Genomic DNA, 20,354 nt, shown 5'->3' on the forward strand with positions numbered 1-20,354 from the left:
CGGTGCTGAGGGCTCCGTTCGACCCCAAACAGATTTTGTTCACCCAGGCTGACCTGGATGCCGATGCGCTGCACCCGCTGTTGGCCGGAGCGGTTGACCAGGTGCGGGCCGTGGCCGCCTGGGCCCGGGAGTACCTCTGTGCACCCCATCCGGAGCTGGGCCGTAAGGGCCCGGTCTGTCCGTACGCCCAGGGCTCCCTGGACCGGGATGTTTTCTACCTGGCCGTGCATCGTGGGGCAACCGTCAATGAGGCGGAGCTGGACGAGGTGCTGGCGGTCTACCGGGACTGGTTCCACCAGCTGGACCCGCTCACCGGGCCGTCCGCCCAGTTCAAGACCATCCTGCTGACGCTACCGGATCTGCCCGGCGACGTTGCCCGGCAGGTCGTGGATCGGACCCAGCTGCGGCTCAAACCGCACTACACCGACCAGGGGCTGATGCTCGGTGAGTTCCACGACGGACCGCCAGCCAAGGGCGGCCTGTGGAACCCGGACTTCCGGCCGTTGCGGAGCCCCGTTCCGATGCTGGTGGTCCGGTACATGGTCGCCAGTGATCTGCCGTTTCTCGCCGACGACCCGGTGACCCTCGCCAGCTACCTGCGGTACTTCGGGCACGGCGGCCCGGCCTCGCTGCGTGGGCAGGTCCGGGCGGCCGCCCAACGGCACGGTCTGCCGATGCCCGAACCCAGCACCAACGTCGGCATCCCGCACCCGAACACGAACCAGGGGGTTCGATGACGACCGCCGACTCCACCGCACCCGACAGCGGCGGCAAGCGTGCCCTGCTGGCCCGCCTGCTCGCCGAGCGGGCCCAGGCGCCCCGCAGCTACCCGGTTTCCTTCGGCCAACAGCGGCTGTGGTTCCTGGACCGATTCACCGGGGGCATCCCGGTTTACAACATCCCGGTCGCCTTCCAGGTGGACGGGCCACTGGACGTCCCGGCGCTGCGTACCGCGCTGACCACGCTCGTAAACCGGCATCCGGCGCTGCGTACCACATTCAGTGAATCCGGTGGCGAACCAGTGCAGGTGGTGCGGCCGACCGCCGAGGTGGATCTCACCGAGACGGACCTGACCGGGCTGCCGGCGGAGCAGTGTGAGGTCGAGGCCACCACGCTCGTCCGGGCGCACTCCGGGCGACCGTTCGACCTGGCCGCGGGTCCGCTGTTGCGGGTGATGGTGATCCGGACCGGCCCGGATCGGCACCATGTGGCGTTCTGCGTGCACCACATCGTCTTCGACGCCTGGTCGATCGGGGTGCTCTTCCAGGAGTTGGAGACCGCCTACGCGGCTGCGCTGGCAGGTGCTCCGGCCAACCTGCCCGACCTGCCCACCCAGTACGCCGACTTCACCGTCTGGCAGCGGGAGCGGCTCGCCGGCGACGCGCTGCGCCGACAGCTCGACCACTGGACTACGCACCTGCGTGGGGCGCCGGCCCTGCTCAGCCTCCCCACCGACCGGCCCCGCCCGGCCAATCGCTCGTATCGGGGTGCCTGCCACTACGTCACGGTCCCGGCGGCGGCCGTTGACCGGGTAGAGGAGTTCAACCAGGGCGCGGGGGTCACCATGTTCATGACCCTGCTCGCCGTGTTCCAGGCGGTGTTGTCCCGGCACAGTGGGCAGGACGACATCGTGATCGGCGCCCCGGTCGCCGGTCGGGAGCATCCCGACCTGGAGCGGCTGGTCGGCTTCTTCGTCAACACGCTTGCCCTGCGGGTGTCGTCCGCGGGCTCCCCCTCGCTACGGCAACTCGTCGACCGGGTACGGGAGGTCACCCTCGTCGGTCTCGGCAACGCCGAGGTGCCGTTCGAGAAGGTGGTTGAGGAGCTGCAGCCGGAACGCAGCCTGGCCCACGCGCCGATCTTCCAGGCCCAGCTGATCCTGCAGAACGCGCCGCAGAACGCCTTTCAGCTCGCCGGTTGCACGACCACCTCCCTGCGGGTCGACAGCGGCACCGCGAAGTTCGACCTCACCCTCGCTGGTGAGCTGACCGCCGAGGGTGCCCTGCGGTTGGCCTTCGAGTACGACACCGATCTGTTCGATGCCAGCACGGTCGACCGGCTGGCCCGGCACCTGTGCACTCTGTTGGACGCGGCGGTCGCCGAGCCGGATCGTCCCCTGACCCGGATTCCGCTGCTGCGCGGAGTGGAGCGCTGGCGTGCCGTGGTCGAGTGGAATCAGACCGATCGGGGCACCCTGCCGGTCGACACCCTTTTGGACCTGCTCCCCACCGAACCCGCAGAGTCCGGCGCTCCACCTGCCGTCATCGGTCCGGACGGGCAGGTGGACCGGGCCGGGCTGCACCGGCGGGCCGGACAGATCGCCCGGCGGCTGCTCGCCGCCGGCGTCGCCCCGGACACTCCGGTCGGCATCTGCCTGGATCGGGGGGTCGACCTGGTCGCCGCGGTGCTCGGTGTGTGGCGGGCCGGTGCTGGTTACCTGCCGCTCGACCCCACCCTGCCCCCGGAGCGGCTGCGCCACCTGCTCGCCGACTCCGGCACCCGGGTCGTGTTGACCCACCGGGCGGTCGTCGCGCGGCTCGACCCGGTGCTGGCGGGCTCGGTGACGGTGCTGCTCGACGATGCCACCGACACGCCTGGCCCAGCTGAGCCACTTCCGGCGGTCCCGGCGCATCCGGACGGACTGGCATACCTGATCTACACCTCGGGTTCGACCGGTCGACCGAAAGGGGTGGCGGTCCCGCACCGCAGCGTGACCAACCTCGTTGCCTCCTTCCACGACGACCTGGACCTGACGCCGGCGGACCGGTTCGCCGCGGTCACCACCCTGTCGTTCGACATCTCGGTGTTGGAACTGCTGGTGCCGCTGCTGTTGGACGTCCCGCTGCTGGTCGTGGGCGCCGACGAGGTCGGCGATGGGCCGGCCCTGCGTCGTCGGCTCACCGAAGCGGGGATCACCGCCATGCAGGCCACCCCGGCGACCTGGCGACTGCTGCAGGCGTCCGGCGGGGTACCGCCGACGCTGCGGCTGCGCCTCTGTGGCGGTGAGGCCCTGTCCCGGGATCTTGCCGACGCCCTGCAGGCCGACGGCGGGACCCTGTGGAACTGCTATGGGCCCACCGAAACCACCGTCTGGTCCGCAGCCGCCCCCGTGCGGCCGACCCCGGCCGCGGTGGACCTCGGTTCACCGATCGCCAACACCCGGATCTACCTGCTCGACGAGGCGTACCAGCCGGTGCCGGTGGGCGTGGTGGGACAGATCCACATCGGCGGGTCCGGTGTGGTGCGCGGATACCACGGCCGACCCGGCCTGACCGCTGACCGGTTCGTCCCCGACCCGTTCGCCGACCACCCCGGCGCCCGGCTCTACGCCACCGGTGACCTGGCCCGGCAGCGCGCCGACGGCCGGCTGGAGTTCCTTGGCCGCACCGACCATCAGGTCAAGGTGCGCGGGTTTCGGATCGAGCTGGGCGAGATCGAGTCCCTGCTCCGGGGCCACGACCTGGTGGCGGACGCGGTGGTCGGCACCTGGGCCGGCGGGGACGGCGACACCCGCCTGGTGGCGTACGCCGTGCCGGCGTACGGCGTTGCCCCGGACTCCCTGACTGACCAGGTCCGTGCCGACCTGGCCGGCCGGCTGCCGGAGTACATGCTTCCCGCGGCCCTGGTGCCGATGACCGCATTGCCGCTCAACGGCAACGGCAAGGTCGACCGGACGGCCCTGCCCACCCCCACCTGGACCGACTCGCGGGTGGAGCGGGTCGCCCCCCGCGACCCCCTGGAGCAGTTACTCGCCGGGATCTGGCAGGAGGTACTGCACGTCGAGCGGGTCGGTGTGCACGACGACTTCTTCCGCCTCGGTGGGCATTCCCTCCTCGGCGCGCAGGCGTTGAGTCGGATCGGCGCCGCGCTGGAGACGGAGGTGCCGATCCGGATCCTCTTCGAGGCGCCGACGATCGACGCGATGGCTCGCGCGCTGCGCTCCACCGAGGAGACAGCCGGCCAGACCGACGCCGTCGCCGCCCTTCGGATGGAGGCGGCCGACCTCTCCGACGCGGAGCTACGGGCCCTGCTGGACGGCCCGGAATGAACGCCTCCGGGCCCGACCGCGAACAGCTGATCCGGGAGCTGATGGCCCGCCGGGGACTGACCCGCCGGGCGCAACCGGTCGGGATTCCCCCTCGGGACCCGGGTGCCCGGGTGCCGCTCTCCCCGATGCAGGAGGGCATGTGGTTCCTCGACCAACTTCAGCCCGGAAACACGGCGTACGTGCTCAGCAAGGCAGTGTGGGTCACCGGCCGGTTGGACCTCGTCGCGCTGCAGTCCGCGCTCGACGATGTCGTCGCCGCGCACGAGGCCCTCCGGACCAGGTTCGTGCAGCGGGACGGGGCGGTGGAGCAGGTCGTCCTGCCCGCCACCGACCCGGCAGCCCGGTGTCAGCTTGTCGTGGAGGAGCTGACCACGGTGGCGCCCGACGCCCGTGAGGCCGCAGCGACCGCCGTCGCCAGCCGGGAGAGTGAAACGCCGTTCGATCTGGGCCGGGCACCCCTGCTGCGGGTCCGGTTGGGGCGGCTGGACCGGGACGAACACCTGTTGGTGGTGGCCCTGCACCACATCATCGCCGACGAGCAGTCCCTCGACATCGTGCTCGCCGGGCTGCTCGACGGCCACCACCGCCGGCGCACCGGGGCGGTCACCGCCCCAACGTCCAACGCAACCCCACCCGCACCAGCCTCGACCCCACCGCCGGCCACGCACTTTCCCGACCACGTGCTCTGGCAGCGGGACTGGTTGGCCAGCGCCGCCGCCGACCGGGCGCGCGAGTTCTGGACCGAACGGCTGGCCGGCTGCTCCGGCGTGCTCGACCTGCCCACCGACCGGCCGCGACCGGCCACGCTGACCTTCGCCGGCAGTACCCACGGCTTCGCCCTCACCGATGATCTGATCGCGGCGCTCGACGGTCTGGCCCAGCGGACCGGCTGCACCCGTTTCATGATCCTGCTCGCCGGTCTGCAGGTACTGCTGGCCCGCCTCGCCGGCACCGACGACGTCTGCGTCGCCGCCCCGGTGACGTTGCGCGCCAACCCCGAGCAGCAGCAGCTGGTCGGCCTGCTCGTCAACAGCCTGCCGCTGCGCACCGACCTGTCCGGGGACCCGACGCTGGCCGAGGCGCTGGCCCGGGTCCGGCGTACCTGTGTGGAGTCCCTGACGCACGCCGAGCTGCCCTTCGAGCGGATCATCGAGACCGTGCGGCTGCCCCGCGACCCGAGCCGCAACCCACTGTTCCAGGTGATGCTGGTGCTGAACCAGGCCAGTGCCGCCGGTCCTCGGGCGGGTCTCGTCGTCCGTCCGGTGCCGGTGCTGCGGGAGACCGCCCGGATGGAGCTCACCGTCGCGGTGTACGAGTCCCCGGCCGGCCTCAACGCCCTGGTCGACTACAACACCGACCTCTTCGACCAGGTGACCATCGCCCGGTTCGTCGACCGGTTCCGGTCCGTGCTGTGGGCGTTGGCCACCAGGCCGCAACTGCCACTCTCCGCGCTGGAGTTGGTCGGCCCCGCCGAGCGACGTGACCTGGCCTCCTGGAACAACACCGACCGGGCGTACCCGGATGGGCTGGGGCTACACGAGCTGGTGAGCGTACGGGCGGCGACCGACCCGGACGCGCCCGCCCTGCTGGACATCAGCCCGGGCGAGCCGGACCGGCCGGCCCTGACCTACGGCCGGCTGGACGCCGACGCGGACCGGCTCGCCGCGTACCTACGCCGCTGTGGGGTCCGTCCCGACCAGCCGGTGGGGCTCGCCTTGGCCGCCGGTCGAGCGGCCGTCACCGGCATCCTGGCGATCCTCAAGGCCGGCGCCGGGTACCTGCCGGTGGACCCCAGCCACCCCCCAGCCCGGCTGCGTGCCCTGCTCACCGCCGCCGGCGCCCCGGTCTGCCTGGCCGATGCCGAGCTCGCCGCCACCCTGGCCGCCGGGCCGGACACGCACGACGACCCGCCGTACGTCGGCACCGTGCTCGCTGTTGGTCCTGATGGTCAACCGGCCGACGTGGGCCCGACCGGCAAGCCGCCACCTGCTGCTCCCCGGCCGGTCCACCCGGACCAGCTCGCCTACGTCATCCACACCTCCGGCTCCACCGGCACGCCGAAGGGGGTGATGGTCAGCCACCGCACCGCCGTCAACCTGGCCCTGGCCTTCGTCGACCTGCACCGCATCGGTCCCGGTGACCGGCTGCTCATGCTGCCCCCACTGAGCTTCGACGCCGCCGTCGGTGATCTCTTCCCGGCCCTGGTCAGCGGGGCCACGATCGTGGTGCACCGGCAGCCGGCCGCGATCACCGGCACGGGCCTGGTCGAGCTGTGCCGGGTGCACGGCCTCACCCTGGTCGACACCGCCGCGCCGCTCTGGGCCCGCTGGGTCACCGACCTCGCCGCGCGGCCCGGTGCGCTCGACGTCGGCGCGTTGCGGGCCATGATGGTCGGCGGGGAACCCGTGGACCTGGCGACGGTGCGCCGTTGGGCGGAACTCACCGCTGGCCGAGTCACGCTGCACAACCACTACGGCCCGACCGAGGCGACCGTCTGCGCCACCACCCACGCCACCGTGGACGCGGCCGACCTGCCCGGCCTGACCCGGCTGCCGATCGGCCGCCCGGTGCCTAACGTTCAGGTGCACGTCCTCGATCCCGATCTGCGGCCGGTGCCGATCGGCCTCGCCGGTGAGGTCTGGATCGGCGGCACGGCCCCCGCCCGCGGATACCTCGACAATCCCGGTGCGACCGCGGACCGCTTCGTCCCGAACCCGTACGGCCCCGCCGGGTCGCGGCTCTACCGCACCGGCGACCTCGGCCGGCACCGTGCCGACGGCAGCCTCGAGTTCCTCGGCCGGAGCGACCAGCAGGTCAAGATCCGGGGCCATCGGATTGAGCTCGGCGAGGTCGAGGCGGCCTGCGCCGCCCTGCCCGGGGTGCGCCGTACCGCCGTGGTCGTTGACCACGCCCCGACCGGCCCCCGGCTCGTCGCCTACCTGGTCGCCGACGACGCGACCCCGGTTGACCCCCAGGCCCGGATCACGCTGCGCCGCCGGCTGCCGGAGTACCTCGTCCCCGCCGCCTTGATCCGGGTGCCCGACCTGCCCACCAACCGGCACGGCAAGCTCGACCTGGCCGCCCTGCCCCGACCGGAGGAGATCGACCGGGTGGCGCACAAGCCACCGACCACCCCGACCGAGCTGACGCTCGCCGGCATCTGGGCCGAGCTGCTCGACACCGACCTGGTGGGCCGGCACGACAACTTCTTCGACCTCGGTGGACACTCGCTGCTCGCGGCGAGTCTGGCGACCCGGATCCGGGCCGCGCTCGGGGTGGAGCTGCCCCTGCGGGCGCTCTTCTCCACCGCCGACCTCGCCGGTCTCGCCGCCGTTCTCGACGGAGTCGGGCCCACCCGGGACGGTGACGTCGACCTGCTCCGCGCCGAGGCCCGACTCCCCGCCGACCTGGCCGTACCGTCCGGGAGGTCGGCTGCGCCAGCACGGTCGGTGCTCTGCACCGGGGCGACCGGCTTCCTCGGGGCGTACCTGCTCGCGGACTGGCTCGCCCACAGCTCCGCCACCGTGCACTGTCTGGTCCGGGCGGACACCCCGACCGCCGCGCTAGACCGGGTCCGCGGCAACCTGCGCCGGTACGGCCTCTGGCGGCCGGAGTACGACGCCCGGCTGATCGGCGTCCCCGGCGACCTCGGTGCACCCCGACTCGGCCTGAGCGGCGCCTACTTCGCCGAGCTGGGCGAGGGACTGGACGCGATCGTGCACAACGGCGGCGTGGTCAACTTCGTCGCGCCGTACTCGACGCTGCGCCCGGCCAACGTCGGCGGCACGGTGGAGGTGCTCCGGCTGGCCAGCGCCGGCCGCCCGAGCGCAGTCCACCTCGTCTCCACCCTCGGGGTCTTCGTCACCCCGGCACACCGCGGCACCCTGGTGCGTGAGGGCGACATTCCGGGCGACTGCGACGGGCTCGCCGACGGCTACAACGCCAGCAAGTGGGTGGCCGACGCGTTGGTCCGGGCCGCCCGGGAGCGGGGGCTGCCGGTCAGCGTGCACCGGCCCGCCCGGATCACCGGGGACGCCGGCAGCGGCCTCGGTAACACCGACGACTACTTCAGTCGGCTGCTGAAGACCTGCGTGCAGCTCGGCGCCGTACCGGAGATCGACGACCCCGCCGACCTCGCGCCGGTCAACTACGTCGGGGCCGGCATCGGGCACCTGACCCGGGCGGGCGCGACGACGGACCACCACTACTACAACAACCAGACCATGTCGTACGCGGCCCTCGCCGCCGCGCTGGCCAGCTTCGGCTACCCGGTGACCTCGGTGCCGTACCCCCGCTGGCGGGCGGCGCTGCTGGACCGGCCGGACGCCGCGCTGGCCCGGCTCGCCCCGCTCTTCGAGGTGGACACCCCGGTCCGGACGCAGCCGGACTTCGACTGCACCGGCACCGAGGCGACGCTCGCGGCGGCCGGGATCACCTGCCCGCCGGCCGATGAGGGGCTGCTGCACACCTACCTGTCGGCGTTCGTGGCCGCCGGCTTCCTAGCCCCACCGCCCGGGAGGGGCCATGGCTGAGCGTACGGCGCCCACCGCCCGGTGGGTCGCGATCTGGCTCGGCCAGCTCGTCTCCCTGATCGGGTCTAGCCTCACCGCGTTCGTCCTCGGGGTCTGGGTCTATCAGCGCACCGGTTCGGTCACCCAGTTCTCGCTGATCTTTCTCGCCGCCACCCTGCCGGCGGTCCTGTTCGCGCCGTTCGCCGGGTCGCTGGCCGACCGTCGGGACCGCCGTAGCCTGATGCTGGTCGCCGACACCGTGGCTGCCGCCGGTACGGCGGCACTCGCCGCGCTGGTCGTCGCCGATGCCCTCCAGGTCTGGCACATCTACCTGGGGACCGCGGTGAGCGCCACCGCGTCCACCGTGCATCAGGTCGCCTACCAGGCGATGACCCCGGCGTTGGTCGGTAAGCGACAGTTGGGCCGGTTCAACGGGCTCATGCAGGTCTCCCGGGCGGTACAGATCGCCGCACCACTGATCGCCGGGATACTGGTGGTGACCGTCGGGATCGGCGGGGTGATGGCGATCGACCTGGGTACGTTCGTGGTCGCGGCCGCGACCCTGCTGTTGGTCCGGCTGCCCGCCGAGGTGACCCACCCGGCCGCACCCGGTCCTGCCGAGGCGGTACTGCGGACAGCCGCCGCCGGCTGGCATTATCTGCGGCAACGGCCGAGCCTGCTTGCGCTCATGCTGGTCTTCGGCGCCTTCAACTTTCTCTTCGGCATCGCCGGGGTCCTGGTACAACCACTGATCCTCTCGTTCGCCACGGCGGACACCCTCGGCCTGCTGATGTCCGCGGGCGGCGCCGGTCTCTTCGCCGGCAGCCTGGTGATGGGGGTGTGGGGCGGGCCGACCCGTCGGGTCACCGCTGTCTGCGGTGGACTCGCGCTCGGGGGAGTGGCTCTCGCGCTGCACGCGGCGGCCCCGTCCGCCTGGCTGATCGGGGTGGTGGCCCCGCTCTTCCTCTTCACCCTGCCGATCGTGAACAGCTCCACCATGACCCTGATCCAGACCAAGACCGAGCCCTCCGTGTTGGGCCGCGTGCTCGCCACCGCCCGGGTGATCGGTGACGCCAGCGTGCCGCTGGCGTACGTGCTGGCCGGGCCGATCGCCGATGGCCTCTTCGAGCCGCTGCTGCGCTCGGAGGGGGCGCTCGCCGATTCGGTCGGCCAGGTGATCGGCACCGGGGAGGGCCGCGGTATCGCGCTGCTCTTCGCGGTCACCGGGGTGGCGATGGTGCTCCTCGCCGCGCTCGCCTGGACCCGGCCGGTGCTGCGCGCCGCCGACGATCTACCCGACGCGCTCCCCGACGACACCCCGGGGCCTGACGATCCCCCCGACGCCCCAGGGCCTGACGATCCCCCTGACGACGCCTCGGGTCCCGGGGCTGTATCCGCCGACCGTCAACCCGCCACCTGAAGGAGCCCTGCCATGCCGGTGCCGTTGAGCCCGGAGGAGGCGCGGCAGTTCCACGCCTCCGACGCCGCCCCCGCCGCGTTTCTCGACCTGCTCGACGCGGTCTCCTTCCGTAGTGCCGGCGCCGCGCTCCGGCTGGGCGTCTTCGAGGAGTTGGCCGGCGGCCCGCTCCCGGTCGAGCGGCTCGCCGTCCGTACTGCCACGGATCCGCTCGGTCTGCGGATCCTGCTCGACGCGTTGACCAGCTTCGGCTACCTGATCCGCGCCGAGGGTGGGTACGCCAACAGCGCCAACACGACCCGCTGGCTCCTGCGGGCCGTCCCGGACAGCTTCGCGCCGGTGCTCGCCTTCTGGTCGGCGCTGCTCACCGGTTGGTGGCACGACCTGGAGTCGTCGATCTGCTCCGGCACTCCGACCGGTGACTTCTACGCCTGGCTGGAGCAGCGACCGGAGGTCCTGGCGGACTTCCAGACCATGCTGCGTCGACTCGCCGAGGGGCTCAGTGCGGAGATCGTCGAACTGCTGCCGGTGCCGGCCGACGCGCGTAGCCTGCTTGACGTCGGTGGCGGGCATGCCAGCTATCCGGTTGCCTTCCTCACCGCACATCCGCAGCTGCGGGCCACCGTGGTGGACCTGGCTGGTGCGCTGACCCAGGGGGCGGAGACCGTCGCCGCCGCCGGCCTGACCGACCGGTGCACGCTCCGGGCGGGTGACCTCTTCGAGGTCGACTTTGGTGCCGGTCACGATCTGGTGTTGCTCTTCAATGTCGTGCACGGTTATCAGGCGGCCGAGACGCTGACCCTGCTGCGTCGGGTCGCCGCCGCGCTCCGTCCCGGCGGCCGGGTGGCCCTGCTTGAACCGCTCGCCACGGCACCGGAGCAGCCGACTGCCGGGCTGGGTACGGCGTTCGTCCGGATGTTCAGCCTGAACCTCTTCCACACCCAGGGCGGCCGGGCCTACGACCACGATGAACTCGTCGGGCTGCTGCGCGAGGCCGGCTTCACCGACGTGCGGCAGCAGGTGCTCGGCGGTTCGGAGACGGACCATCTGGTGACCGCGCAGCTCAGGCCGCTTGACTAATTCGAGGCTGTCGATAACGCTGAGAGCGCTCTCTGCCACCACCACCCGTCCGGGAGCCCATCATGCCGACAGCTCGCCTGATCTCCCACCGGCCGCGTTACCGCCGCGCGCTGGCGTTCGTGGTCCCGCTCATCCTGCTCGCCACCGTCCTGACGCTTCCCGCCCAGCGGGCCCAGGCCGCAGCCGTCCTGCTCTCCCAGGGCAAGCCGACCACCGCCTCCTCAGTCGAACTCGGAGACACTCCGGCCACCGCCGCCACCGACGGCGACCCGGACACCCGCTGGTCGAGCGAGTTCAGCGACCCGCAGTGGCTCCAGGTTGACCTGGGCGGCACCGCCACGATCAGTCAGGTAACCCTGCGGTGGGAGGCCGCCTACGGGAGTGCCTTCCAGATCCAGGTTTCGGCCAACCCTGCCGGCCCCTGGCAGACGATCTATCAGACGGCCGCCGGGACAGGTGACACCCAGGACCTCACGGTCAGCGGCACCGGACGCCACATCCGGCTCTACGGCACCGCCCGGGGCACCGCGTGGGGTTACTCCCTGTGGGAGTTCGAGGTCTACGGCACCAGCGGCTCCACCTGCACGGGTAATGCCGCACTCGGTCGGGACGTGACGGCCTCCTCGGTCGAGTCCGCCACCACCCCGGCCACGGCGGCCGTGGACGGCAACACCGCCACCCGCTGGTCGAGCGCCTTCGCCGACCCACAGTGGCTGTGGGTCGACCTCGGTGCGGTCCGGACCATCTGCCAGGTCGTCCTGAGGTGGGAGGCGGCCGCCGCGCGGGCGTTCGAGCTCCAGACCGCCGACAGTCCGGCTGGACCGTGGACCACCCGCTACGCCACCACGACCGGCGCCGGCGGTGTGCAGACGCTCGATGTCTCCGGCGCGGGACGGTACGTGCGGATGTACGGCACCGCCCGCAACACCCCGTACGGCTACTCGCTCTGGGAGTTCGTGGTGCGGACGACGGGGTCGGAACCACCACCGCCGAGCGACGACTTCTGGGGTGACACCAGCACGATCCCGCCCGCCCAGAACGTCCTCACAGTCAAGATCCTGAACCGGACCAACGGCCGTTACCCCGACAGCCAGGTGTACTGGAGCTTCGGCGGCCAGACCCGCTCCATCGCGGAACAGCCGTACCTCGACATGCCGGCGAACTCGGCCGGCCGGATGTACTTCCACCTCGGCTCACCGACCAGCCAATACCGGGACTTCGTCGAGTTCACCGTGGCCGCGGACCGCTTCAACGGCAACACCACCCGAGTGGACGCGTTCGGGCTCCCACTGGCGATGCGGCTGCGCGCCGGTGGCGGATACGACCGAGCCGTCGGCGAGACCGAGACGATCTTCACCGAGGGTCGTGACACGACGTTCCAGCGGTTCTCGGACGCGATGCCAGCCGAGTTCAAGCACCTCGCCACAATCGAGGCGCCGTATCGTGTGCCGTCCCCCGGCAACACGCCCCAGTTCCGCTCGGGCGGACAGTACGCCGACTACCTGAGCGGGTACGCATCGTCGGTCGGGATCCCCGCCACCACCGCCCAGATCTTCGGGTGCTCCGGGCCGCTGGCGAGTAACCCGGACGGATGTGCCGCGCTGAACCGGCACGTCGCCCACCTGCCCCGGTCGCAGTGGGAGGACCCGCACCTCTTCTACCAGCAGGCACCGGCGAACTACTACGCGAAGTTCTGGCACGAGCAGTCCATCGACGGCCTCTCCTACGGCTTCCCCTACGACGATGTCGCGGACCAGTCCTCGTTCATCTCCGCCGGCGACCCGGAGTGGTTGATCGTTGCGGTGGGGTGGTAGCCGAGCCAGGTCAGCGCGACGATCGCGCGGTCCACATCGTGGCGCAGGAGACAGAGCCGGTCCACCAGAGCGGCCGGTGAGCAGCCTTCGGTGTCGTCCACGGCCTCCCGCCACGTGGCTGGGGGGCCGCTGGTCGGGGCGGCACCGCCACCGCGCGCCGGGACCGCGCGGTGGCGGTGCTCCCGGTACGCGATGCGGTCATATTCGGCGGTGAGCACCCCGCCGGTGCGCAGCGCCTCGTCGCAGCGGGCCCAGAAGGGCCGCTCCGGGTGCTGGCGACCGGTCTCGGTGTTCGCCACGGAGCTGCGTCCGTACTGGACGAGCCGAGCGAGGCTGTGCTGGGTCTGCCCGGCGGCCCGGCGCAGCTCGGCGAGGCGACGGCCGAGGGCGCGGCGGGCGGTCCTGGTGTCGTCGGTGTCGCGCATCGCTGCCACCCCCGGGTCGCGGTCACGATGAGCGAACACCGTAGCTGTCGCTGGTGACACTTCCGCCCGGTGTCGCCGACGCGTTCGGGTGATGTCGGAATCGGTGTCGCCGCTACCGACATTGTCGGCGCGCGGTGCTGCGGGCGTGTCCCCCGGGCCAGTCCTACGTTTCCCGCATGTCGACAACCAACCTGCCCGATCGCCCGTCCGACCAGCCAAAGCCGACCCAGCGAGACCTGCGCCCCGATGCCGAGGGTGCGCGGGACTCGGCCTTACCGGAGCTGCGCCAGATGTGGTGGGAGACCGGGGTGCGAGCGCGGGCGCAGGCCGGTCTCTTCGCGGTCTTCTCCGAGCTGCCCCGACTGGTGGGCGCGGCGCTGGCCGTGAGCTGGCGGGCCGACCGGCTCCGCACCTCGATCGTGGCGGGCACCACGGTGGGCGCCGGAGTGCTGGCCGCCTTCGGGCTCCTCGCCGCGCAGCGGGTCCTGGTGGAGTTGTTCGCCGGGGGCCCGACCGCCGACAAGGTGCTCGCCGCGCTGCCCGCCCTGGTCGCCCTGGCGGCGGTGACCGCGTTGCGGGCCGGCATGGCCACCGCGATGGGGTACGCCCAGAACGGTCTGAGCCCGAAGGTCGACCGGGAGGTGGAACGGGGCCTGTTCGAGGTGACCACGGCCGTCCGGCTGGAGGCGTTCGACGCGGACGCCTTCGCCGACGATATGGAGCGGGCCTCCCGGGGCGCGGACTCCACCACCGGCCTGGTGCAGGCGTCGATAAACCTGCTCGCCGGCCTTACCGGCGTGCTCGCCGTCGCGGTCGCCGTCGTGGTGATCCACCCGCTGCTGCTGGTCGCGCTGCTGGTGGCCACGGTGCCGAACGGGTGGGCGTCGCTGCGCGCCGGGCACCTGCGCTACCAGACGTACGCGGCGGGGTCGGTGCGGCGGCGTCGGTTGTGGCTGCTGCATCGGTTGATGGCCGAACGCGACTCCGCCCCCGAGCTGCGCACCTACGGGCTGCGGTCCTTCCTGCTCGACCAGTACGACCGGGTGATGGGGGTCGAGACCGGGATCCAGCTCGCTCTGGCCCGTCGGGTCACCACGACCACCACCGTCGGCGCGATGATCGGTGGGATCGCCACCGCCGTGGTCTACGTCCTGCTCGGCTTCCTACTGGTCGAGGGGCACATCCCCCTCGCCGCCGCGGCCACCGGCGTCATCGCCGTGCAGTCCGCACAGCGATCCCTGGCGGTGGTCACCTTCCAGATGGACCGCGCCTACACCGAGGGCCAGCACTTCCGCGACTACACCGGTTTCATGACCCGCGCCGCCGACTACCTGCCCGAGCCCCGTACCGGTGCCGCTGATCGCCTGCCCGAGCCCCGTACCGGTGCCGCTGATCGCCTGGTGCCGCAGCGGTTGCGCGCGGTCGCGGTGGATGCGGTCAGCCTGCGCTACCCCGACCGGGACGCCGCCGCCGTTGACCAGGTCAGCCTGAGTATCGCGGCGGGGCAGACGGTGGCGTTCGTGGGGGAGAACGGCTCCGGCAAGTCGACCCTCGCCACAATGATCGCCACCCTGCGGACGCCCACCGGCGGGACCATCCGCTACAACGGTCGGCCCACCGACGACTGGGACACCGACGCGCTACGGGCCCGGATCGCGGTGGTGACGCAGGAGTACCACAAGTGGCCGTTCACCGCCGCCACGAACATCGCCATCGGTGACCTCACCACCACCCCGCGGTCCGATCGCATCGAGGCCGCCGCCAATCGTGCCGTCGCCCACCACATGATCAAAGAACTGCCGCACGGCTACGAGACCCTGCTCGACCGGACCTTCGCCGGCGGTCAGGACCTCTCCGGTGGGCAGTGGCAACGCATCACGGCCGCCCGGGGCTTCCTGCGGGACGCCGACCTGCTCATCATGGACGAGCCCTCCTCGGCACTCGACCCGCGCGCGGAGGACGCCCTGTTCCAGGCCATCCGCGACCGGCAGGGCCACGGGATCACCATCCTCATCACCCACCGGCTGGCAAACGTCCGCCACGCGGATCGCATCTACGTCCTGCACCTCGGCCGGCTCGTCGAGGCCGGCACCCACGACGACCTGCTCGCGGCCGGCGGTCGGTACGCCGAGCTGTTCACTTTGCAAGCCGCCGGCTACGACACCGCCGTGTCGCTACCCCGCCAGACCGCTGCCGCCGCCCGGAGCGCGCCGTGACGTGGTGGGCGTCGGAGCTGGTCAGAGCAGCCGGGCGAGCGCGGCGGCGACCTCGCCCGGCGCGTTCAGCATGTGCAGGTGTCCACCGTCGAGCCGGGCCGAACGCCAGCCCCAGCTCTCCGCCGTGACCCGTTCGGCTCGGTACGCGTCGCCGAAGGCGAGATAGCCGGCGGGACGGTCGGACCAGCCGGGGGCGATGGTTACCCGCTGCGCGAAGTAGCTGAGCGGAAAGCGCTGTTGCTGTGCGGACACCTCCGCCCTGACCTGCTCGGAGGGGAAGAGGGCGGCGACCTCCTCCGGTGGCCACCAGGAGGTCCAGACCGGCAGTTCACCGTCCGGCCCGGCCCGGGTCTGCAGCATTTCCCGGAGGCCCTGCGGTGCCACCGGGGTGGTGCCCTGCTCGGGCGGGAGGATCGCGTCCACGAAGACAAGCCCGGTCACCGAGCGCTGCGCGGTGATGGCCGGGACGTAGAGGCCGGCGTTGCTCTGCGGCACCAGCACGTAGTCGCGGCCGGTGGGCAGGCTGTCCAGGTACCACCGCAGGATGTCGGCCACGGAGGTCCCACTCGCCCCCGGCTCCCCGGCGACGATGACCTCCCGGCCGGCGGCGCGGAGTCGTTCCCGCACCGGCTGCCAGACGGCGGGTCCGAGCAGCGCGCTGGGAAGGAGGGCGATCGTCGGATTCATCAGCCGCTCCCGCCACTCGTACGCGTCAATTGCTGCCGGGAATACGTTACCCGAGCTTCAAGATCACCTAATGGCGCATCGAACCTCTAGGATTTCGGCGTGAATCCTGCACGTATTCTCTCGCCCCGGATACGTAAGATCGCGCTCTGGACCGTGGCGGTCCTCACCGCACTGGCCCTCGTGCTCACCCTCACCGCCGTGTGGACGGTGCGGCGAGCGTTCCCGCAGCACGACGGTGCGCTTCGGCTGCCCGGGCTCACCGCACCGGTCACCGTGCATCGCGACGAGCACGGCATCCCGCAGGTGTACGCGGAGACCGCCGAGGACCTGTTTCGTGCCCAGGGCTACCTCCACGCGCAGGATCGGTTCTGGGAGATGGACTTCCGCCGCCATCTCACCGCGGGCCGGCTCGCCGAACTCTTCGGCGAGAGCCAGGTGGAGACCGACGTCTACCTCCGGACGATGGGGTGGCGTCGGGTCGCCGAGCAGGAGTGGGACCTCCTCGGGGCGGAAACCAAGCGTTACCTGCAGGTGTACGCCGACGGGGTGAACGCCTGGCTTGACGGGCACGACGGGAGCCGGGCGAGTCTGGAGTACGCCGTACTCGGCCTGCAGAACTCGGGCTACGCGATCGAGGCGTGGCACCCGGTGGACAGTCTCGCCTGGCTGAAGGCGATGGCGTGGGACCTGCGCGGCAACATGAGAGACGAGCTCGCCCGTGCGGCGCTCCTCGCCGCGGGCCTGACCCGCCAGCAGGTCGAGGAGCTGTATCCGGGGTACCCCTTCGACCGGCACCAGCCGATCGTCGTCGCGGGCGGCATCGTGGACGGTGCCTTCGACCAGGAAGCCGACCCGGCCTCCCCGGATCCGGATGACCGCTCGGCTCCCGCCGGGACCGAGACTGCTGGAACGGGCGGGGGCGTGCTCCCCGTGGACCCGGTCGAACCAGCAACTGCCCAACCAGCCGCTGCCGCGGCGCCGACTGATCCCACCGCTGGTACGGCTGCCACGGAGCTGGCCACCGCGCTGGCCAGCGGGCTTTCCCGGCTGCCGACCATGGTGGGCACCGGTCGGGGCATCGGCTCCAACTCGTGGGTTGTCGCCGGCGATCTGACCAACACCGGGAAGCCGATCCTCGCCAACGATCCGCACCTCGGTCCCAGCATGCCCGGCATCTGGTACCAGAACGGCCTGCACTGTGCGTGCGACATCAATGTCTCCGGTTTCAGCTTTTCCGGCATACCGGGTGTGGTCATCGGGCACAACGCCCACATCGCCTGGGGCTTCACCAACCTGAGCCCCGACGTCACCGATCTCTACCTGGAGCGGGTGGACGGCGACCGGGTGCAGGTCGACGGAGCGTGGCAGCCGTTGGCGACCCGCGCCGAGACCATCAAGGTCGCCGGCGGCGAGGATGTGTCGATCACCGTACGGGCCTCCGGGCATGGCCCTCTGCTCTCCGACGCGTCGGCCGAACTACGTGAGATCGGTCTTACCCCGCCGGTCGACCCGGCTGGTTCGCCGGCATCGGTCGCCGCCACCCCGCAGCTGCGCCCCGACGAGCCGGCGCCCACCGACGACGAGCAGCGCGACGGCTACGCCATCGCGCTGAGCTGGACCGCGCTTGCGCCGGGCCGGACCGCCGACGCCATCTTCAAGCTGAACACCGCCACGAACTGGACCGACTTCCGCGCCGCGGCGGCGCTGTTCGAGGTGCCCGCGCAGAACCTGGTCTACGCCGACACCGACGGCAACATCGGCTACCAGGCCCCTGGCCGGATCCCGGTGCGGGGCACCGGAGACGGGCGATGGATGGCGCCCGGGTGGGACTCGGCGTACGACTGGCAGGGTTTCCTTCCCTTCGCGGAGTTACCGAGTGTCCTCAACCCGCCCGCCGGCTACCTGGTCACCGCCAACGAGGCCGTCATCGGCCCCTCGTACCCGCACCTGCTCACCACCGACTGGCACTACGGCTACCGCAGCCAGCGCATCCACGAGTTGATCAGCTCGGCCCGGGAGGCCGGGGAGATCACCGTCGCGGACGTGCAGGCCATGCAGTTCGACAACCGCAACGGCTTCGCGCCGACGCTCGTCCCGGCGGTCCAGGCGGCCGTCGCCGCCGATGCCTCGGATCTGGTCCGGTCCGCCACCGAGCTGTGGACGGAGTGGGACTACCAGCAGCCGGCGGAGGGGGAGCCGGGCACCGAGGACGGGCGCCGCTCCGCCGCGGCGGCGTACTACAACGCCGTCTGGCGGCACCTGCTCCTGGCGACCTTCGACGAGCTGCCCGCGGACTACCGGCTCGACGGCAACGACCAGTCGTACGAGGTGGTGCGGGGTCTGCTCAGCCAGCCCGACTCGCCGTGGTGGGACCGGCCGGAGACCGAGGCCGTCGAGGGCCGCGACGACCTGCTGCGCGCGGCGGCCGAAGCGGCGGCGAGTGAACTCTCCCGCGACCAGGGCGACGAGCCGGCCGACTGGCGTTGGGGCCGGATGCACACGTTGACCGTGCGAAACCAGTCCTTCGGCACCTCGGGTGTGGGGATCGTCGAGTGGCTCTTCAACACGGACCCGGTCGGCGTCTCCGGCGGCAGCGCGATCGTCAACGCCACCGGCTGGGACGCCGCCGACGGGTACGAGGTCAATGCCGTCCCGTCCATGCGGATGATCGTTGACCTGGCGGATCTGGACGCCTCCCGGTGGATTCAGCTGACCGGCAACTCCGGGCATGCCTTCCACCGCAACTACGACGACCAGCTGGAGCTGTGGCGTACCGGTGAGACGCTGCCGATGCGCTGGGAGCGAGCCACGATCGAGGCCGAGGCGGCGCGGACGCTCACCCTGGAGCCGTGAATGGCCTGGGGGCGGGGCGGCCGGGGCCGATCGCGGAGCGTGGGCCGCGGCGGGCCCCGCCTCGAAGGTGCGCCCGGGGCACTCAGGCCAAAAGTACGGGGAGGACGCTCATCCGGCGGATCATCCACTCCGACTCCCACCGGGGGGCCGTGTCGAGGCTCAGCCGGGCCTGCGGAAATCGTCGCAGGAAACCGCGTAGCGCGATCTTTGTCTGCACCCGGGCCAGCGGGGCGCCGATGCAGTAGTGCGCGCCGAGTCCGAAGGAGAGGTGCCCCCGCCCTCGTCGTTGCGCATCGAAGCTGTCGGCGTCCTCGTCCGGGTCCAGGTTGGCCGCCGCGAGGCTGATCTGTACGGGAGCGCCCCTCGGGATCAGGTAGCCGCCAAGGTCGAGGTCGGCAAGGGCGAAGCGCCAGGTGGTGTGTGGTACCGGTGGCTGCACGCGCAGGGTTTCCTCGATCCATGCCGCGACAGCCTCGTCGGTGTGTGGCCGCTCCCGCGCGGGGCGCCGCAGGGCCTCGTACAGCGCGGCGGAGATCAGGCTCCCGGTGGTCTCGTAGCCGTTGATGATCAGCGAGAGGGTCCAGACGATAGCCTCACCCTTGGTGACTGTGGCATCCGGTCCGTCGGCCGAGGCCAGCAGTCCGGTGATTACCCCGTCCCGCAGCCCGGCCGGGTCCCGTACCCACTCCTGAACTGCCTCGAACAGCTCTCCGACCGCCTGTTGGCGCAGCGCGTAGTCGGCTGAGTAGAGCATGACCTCGGTGATGTCGTGCAGCCGCCGCTCGGCCCCCGGGGGCAGGCCGAGCATCTCGGCGGTGAAGGCCAGCGGGATCTTGTGCGTGTAGTCCGTGATCAGGTTGACTTCGGTGCCGTCCGCGGAGTCGAGATTGTCGAGGAATCCGTCAACCAGGGCGGCGACCCGCTCGCTCCATCGCTCGGTGTTCCGTGGGCTCAGCACCGGCGCGTGGATCCGTCGGATGCGCGCGTGGTGCTCGCCGTCGCTCATGACCATCATGCGCGCGTACTCCGGGGGTGGCATCGCCGTCACCATCTGGCCCGGCTGGCGCATCCAGTCGGGGGCAAGGGCGACGTCCTTGCCCAGCTTGGGGTGGGTGAGCGCCTGCTTCACCAACTCGCGGTCGCACACGACCCAGGCATGCTGGTCAAGGTAGGGGGTCCGCACGACTGGCGCCACCCGGGCGGCGGCGAGGAGTTCCGGCAGGCAGTCGGTTGGCCGCAGCTCAATCGGCATCCTCACTTCGGGAGCTTCGGCCAGGTTGGCTTGTGCGGTGTCCTGCATCGC

Annotated in this window: 11 protein-coding genes; 8 read left to right on the plus strand and 3 right to left on the minus strand. The window is 71.6% G+C overall.

Annotation, left to right across the window (positions count from 1 at the left end):
* The first annotated feature begins 2 nt into the window (after positions 1-2).
* The 6 genes from SALPAC3_RS0115090 (at position 3) to SALPAC3_RS0115115 (ending at position 12,870) form a co-directional block, all read left to right on the plus strand.
* On the plus strand, positions 3-737 hold the full coding sequence (locus tag SALPAC3_RS0115090; RefSeq protein ID WP_018222055.1) for a DUF6875 domain-containing protein: 735 nt from the start codon (positions 3-5) through the stop codon (positions 735-737).
* Positions 734-4,048 carry a non-ribosomal peptide synthetase gene (locus SALPAC3_RS0115095; RefSeq protein ID WP_018222056.1) on the plus strand — a complete coding sequence of 1,105 codons (3,315 nt, stop codon included), beginning with the start codon at positions 734-736 and terminating at the stop codon, positions 4,046-4,048. The genes SALPAC3_RS0115090 and SALPAC3_RS0115095 overlap by 4 nt, the downstream gene beginning before the upstream one ends.
* Positions 4,045-8,580 carry a non-ribosomal peptide synthetase gene (locus SALPAC3_RS0115100; protein WP_018222057.1) on the plus strand — a complete coding sequence of 1,512 codons (4,536 nt, stop codon included), beginning with the start codon at positions 4,045-4,047 and terminating at the stop codon, positions 8,578-8,580. Before SALPAC3_RS0115095 ends, SALPAC3_RS0115100 begins: the two co-directional genes overlap by 4 nt.
* Entirely contained in the window at positions 8,573-9,979 is a 1,407-nt protein-coding gene (locus tag SALPAC3_RS0115105) for an MFS transporter (protein ID WP_018222058.1), read from the plus strand. The genes SALPAC3_RS0115100 and SALPAC3_RS0115105 overlap by 8 nt, the downstream gene beginning before the upstream one ends.
* A 12-nt stretch (positions 9,980-9,991) precedes the next feature.
* Complete coding sequence (locus SALPAC3_RS0115110; protein ID WP_018222059.1) at positions 9,992-11,056, plus strand: methyltransferase; 1,065 nt, start codon at positions 9,992-9,994, stop codon at positions 11,054-11,056.
* A 62-nt stretch (positions 11,057-11,118) separates the two neighbouring features.
* On the plus strand, positions 11,119-12,870 hold the full coding sequence (locus tag SALPAC3_RS0115115; RefSeq protein ID WP_026185594.1) for a galactose-binding domain-containing protein: 1,752 nt from the start codon (positions 11,119-11,121) through the stop codon (positions 12,868-12,870).
* On the opposite strand, the gene SALPAC3_RS0115120 is transcribed toward SALPAC3_RS0115115, so the two are convergent.
* Positions 12,792-13,295: a helix-turn-helix domain-containing protein gene (locus SALPAC3_RS0115120; protein ID WP_026185595.1), complete on the minus strand. Its 504-nt coding sequence runs from the start codon at positions 13,293-13,295 to the stop codon at positions 12,792-12,794. The genes SALPAC3_RS0115115 and SALPAC3_RS0115120 overlap by 79 nt on opposite strands.
* 176 nt (positions 13,296-13,471) lie before the next feature.
* On the opposite strand from SALPAC3_RS0115120, the gene SALPAC3_RS0115125 reads away from it, so the two are divergent.
* Entirely contained in the window at positions 13,472-15,511 is a 2,040-nt protein-coding gene (locus SALPAC3_RS0115125) for an ATP-binding cassette domain-containing protein (protein WP_018222061.1), read from the plus strand.
* 21 nt (positions 15,512-15,532) lie between these two features.
* Here the strand turns inward: SALPAC3_RS0115125 and SALPAC3_RS0115130 are convergent, their stop codons facing one another.
* Complete coding sequence (locus SALPAC3_RS0115130; protein WP_018222062.1) at positions 15,533-16,198, minus strand: hypothetical protein; 666 nt, start codon at positions 16,196-16,198, stop codon at positions 15,533-15,535.
* 99 nt (positions 16,199-16,297) lie between these two features.
* Between SALPAC3_RS0115130 and SALPAC3_RS0115135 the strand changes: the two genes are divergently transcribed.
* Positions 16,298-19,051, plus strand: a complete 2,754-nt coding sequence (locus tag SALPAC3_RS0115135; RefSeq protein ID WP_026185597.1) for a penicillin acylase family protein — start codon at positions 16,298-16,300, stop codon at positions 19,049-19,051.
* 82 nt (positions 19,052-19,133) lie between these two features.
* Here SALPAC3_RS0115135 and SALPAC3_RS0115140 read toward each other — a convergent pair whose 3' ends face one another.
* A complete protein-coding gene (locus SALPAC3_RS0115140; protein ID WP_018222064.1) occupies positions 19,134-20,351 on the minus strand; it encodes a cytochrome P450 in 1,218 nt (405 codons plus the stop codon).
* Positions 20,352-20,354 lie beyond the last annotated feature (3 nt).

The organism is Salinispora pacifica DSM 45544 (assembly GCF_000378845.1).
Lineage (GTDB): Bacteria > Actinomycetota > Actinomycetes > Mycobacteriales > Micromonosporaceae > Micromonospora > Micromonospora pacifica.

Excerpts from the sequence above, each read along its gene's own strand:
- SALPAC3_RS0115095 (WP_018222056.1), top strand. The coding sequence starts at position 734 with ATGACGACCGCCGACTCCACCGCACCCGACAGCGGCGGCAAGCGTGCC.
- SALPAC3_RS0115100 (WP_018222057.1), top strand. The coding sequence starts at position 4,045 with ATGAACGCCTCCGGGCCCGACCGCGAACAGCTGATCCGGGAGCTGATG.
- SALPAC3_RS0115105 (WP_018222058.1), top strand. The coding sequence starts at position 8,573 with ATGGCTGAGCGTACGGCGCCCACCGCCCGGTGGGTCGCGATCTGGCTC.
- SALPAC3_RS0115110 (WP_018222059.1), top strand. The coding sequence starts at position 9,992 with ATGCCGGTGCCGTTGAGCCCGGAGGAGGCGCGGCAGTTCCACGCCTCC.
- SALPAC3_RS0115115 (WP_026185594.1), top strand. The coding sequence starts at position 11,119 with ATGCCGACAGCTCGCCTGATCTCCCACCGGCCGCGTTACCGCCGCGCG.
- SALPAC3_RS0115120 (WP_026185595.1), bottom strand. The coding sequence starts at position 13,295 with ATGCGCGACACCGACGACACCAGGACCGCCCGCCGCGCCCTCGGCCGT.
- SALPAC3_RS0115125 (WP_018222061.1), top strand. The coding sequence starts at position 13,472 with ATGTCGACAACCAACCTGCCCGATCGCCCGTCCGACCAGCCAAAGCCG.
- SALPAC3_RS0115130 (WP_018222062.1), bottom strand. The coding sequence starts at position 16,198 with ATGAATCCGACGATCGCCCTCCTTCCCAGCGCGCTGCTCGGACCCGCC.
- SALPAC3_RS0115140 (WP_018222064.1), bottom strand. The coding sequence starts at position 20,351 with ATGCAGGACACCGCACAAGCCAACCTGGCCGAAGCTCCCGAAGTGAGG.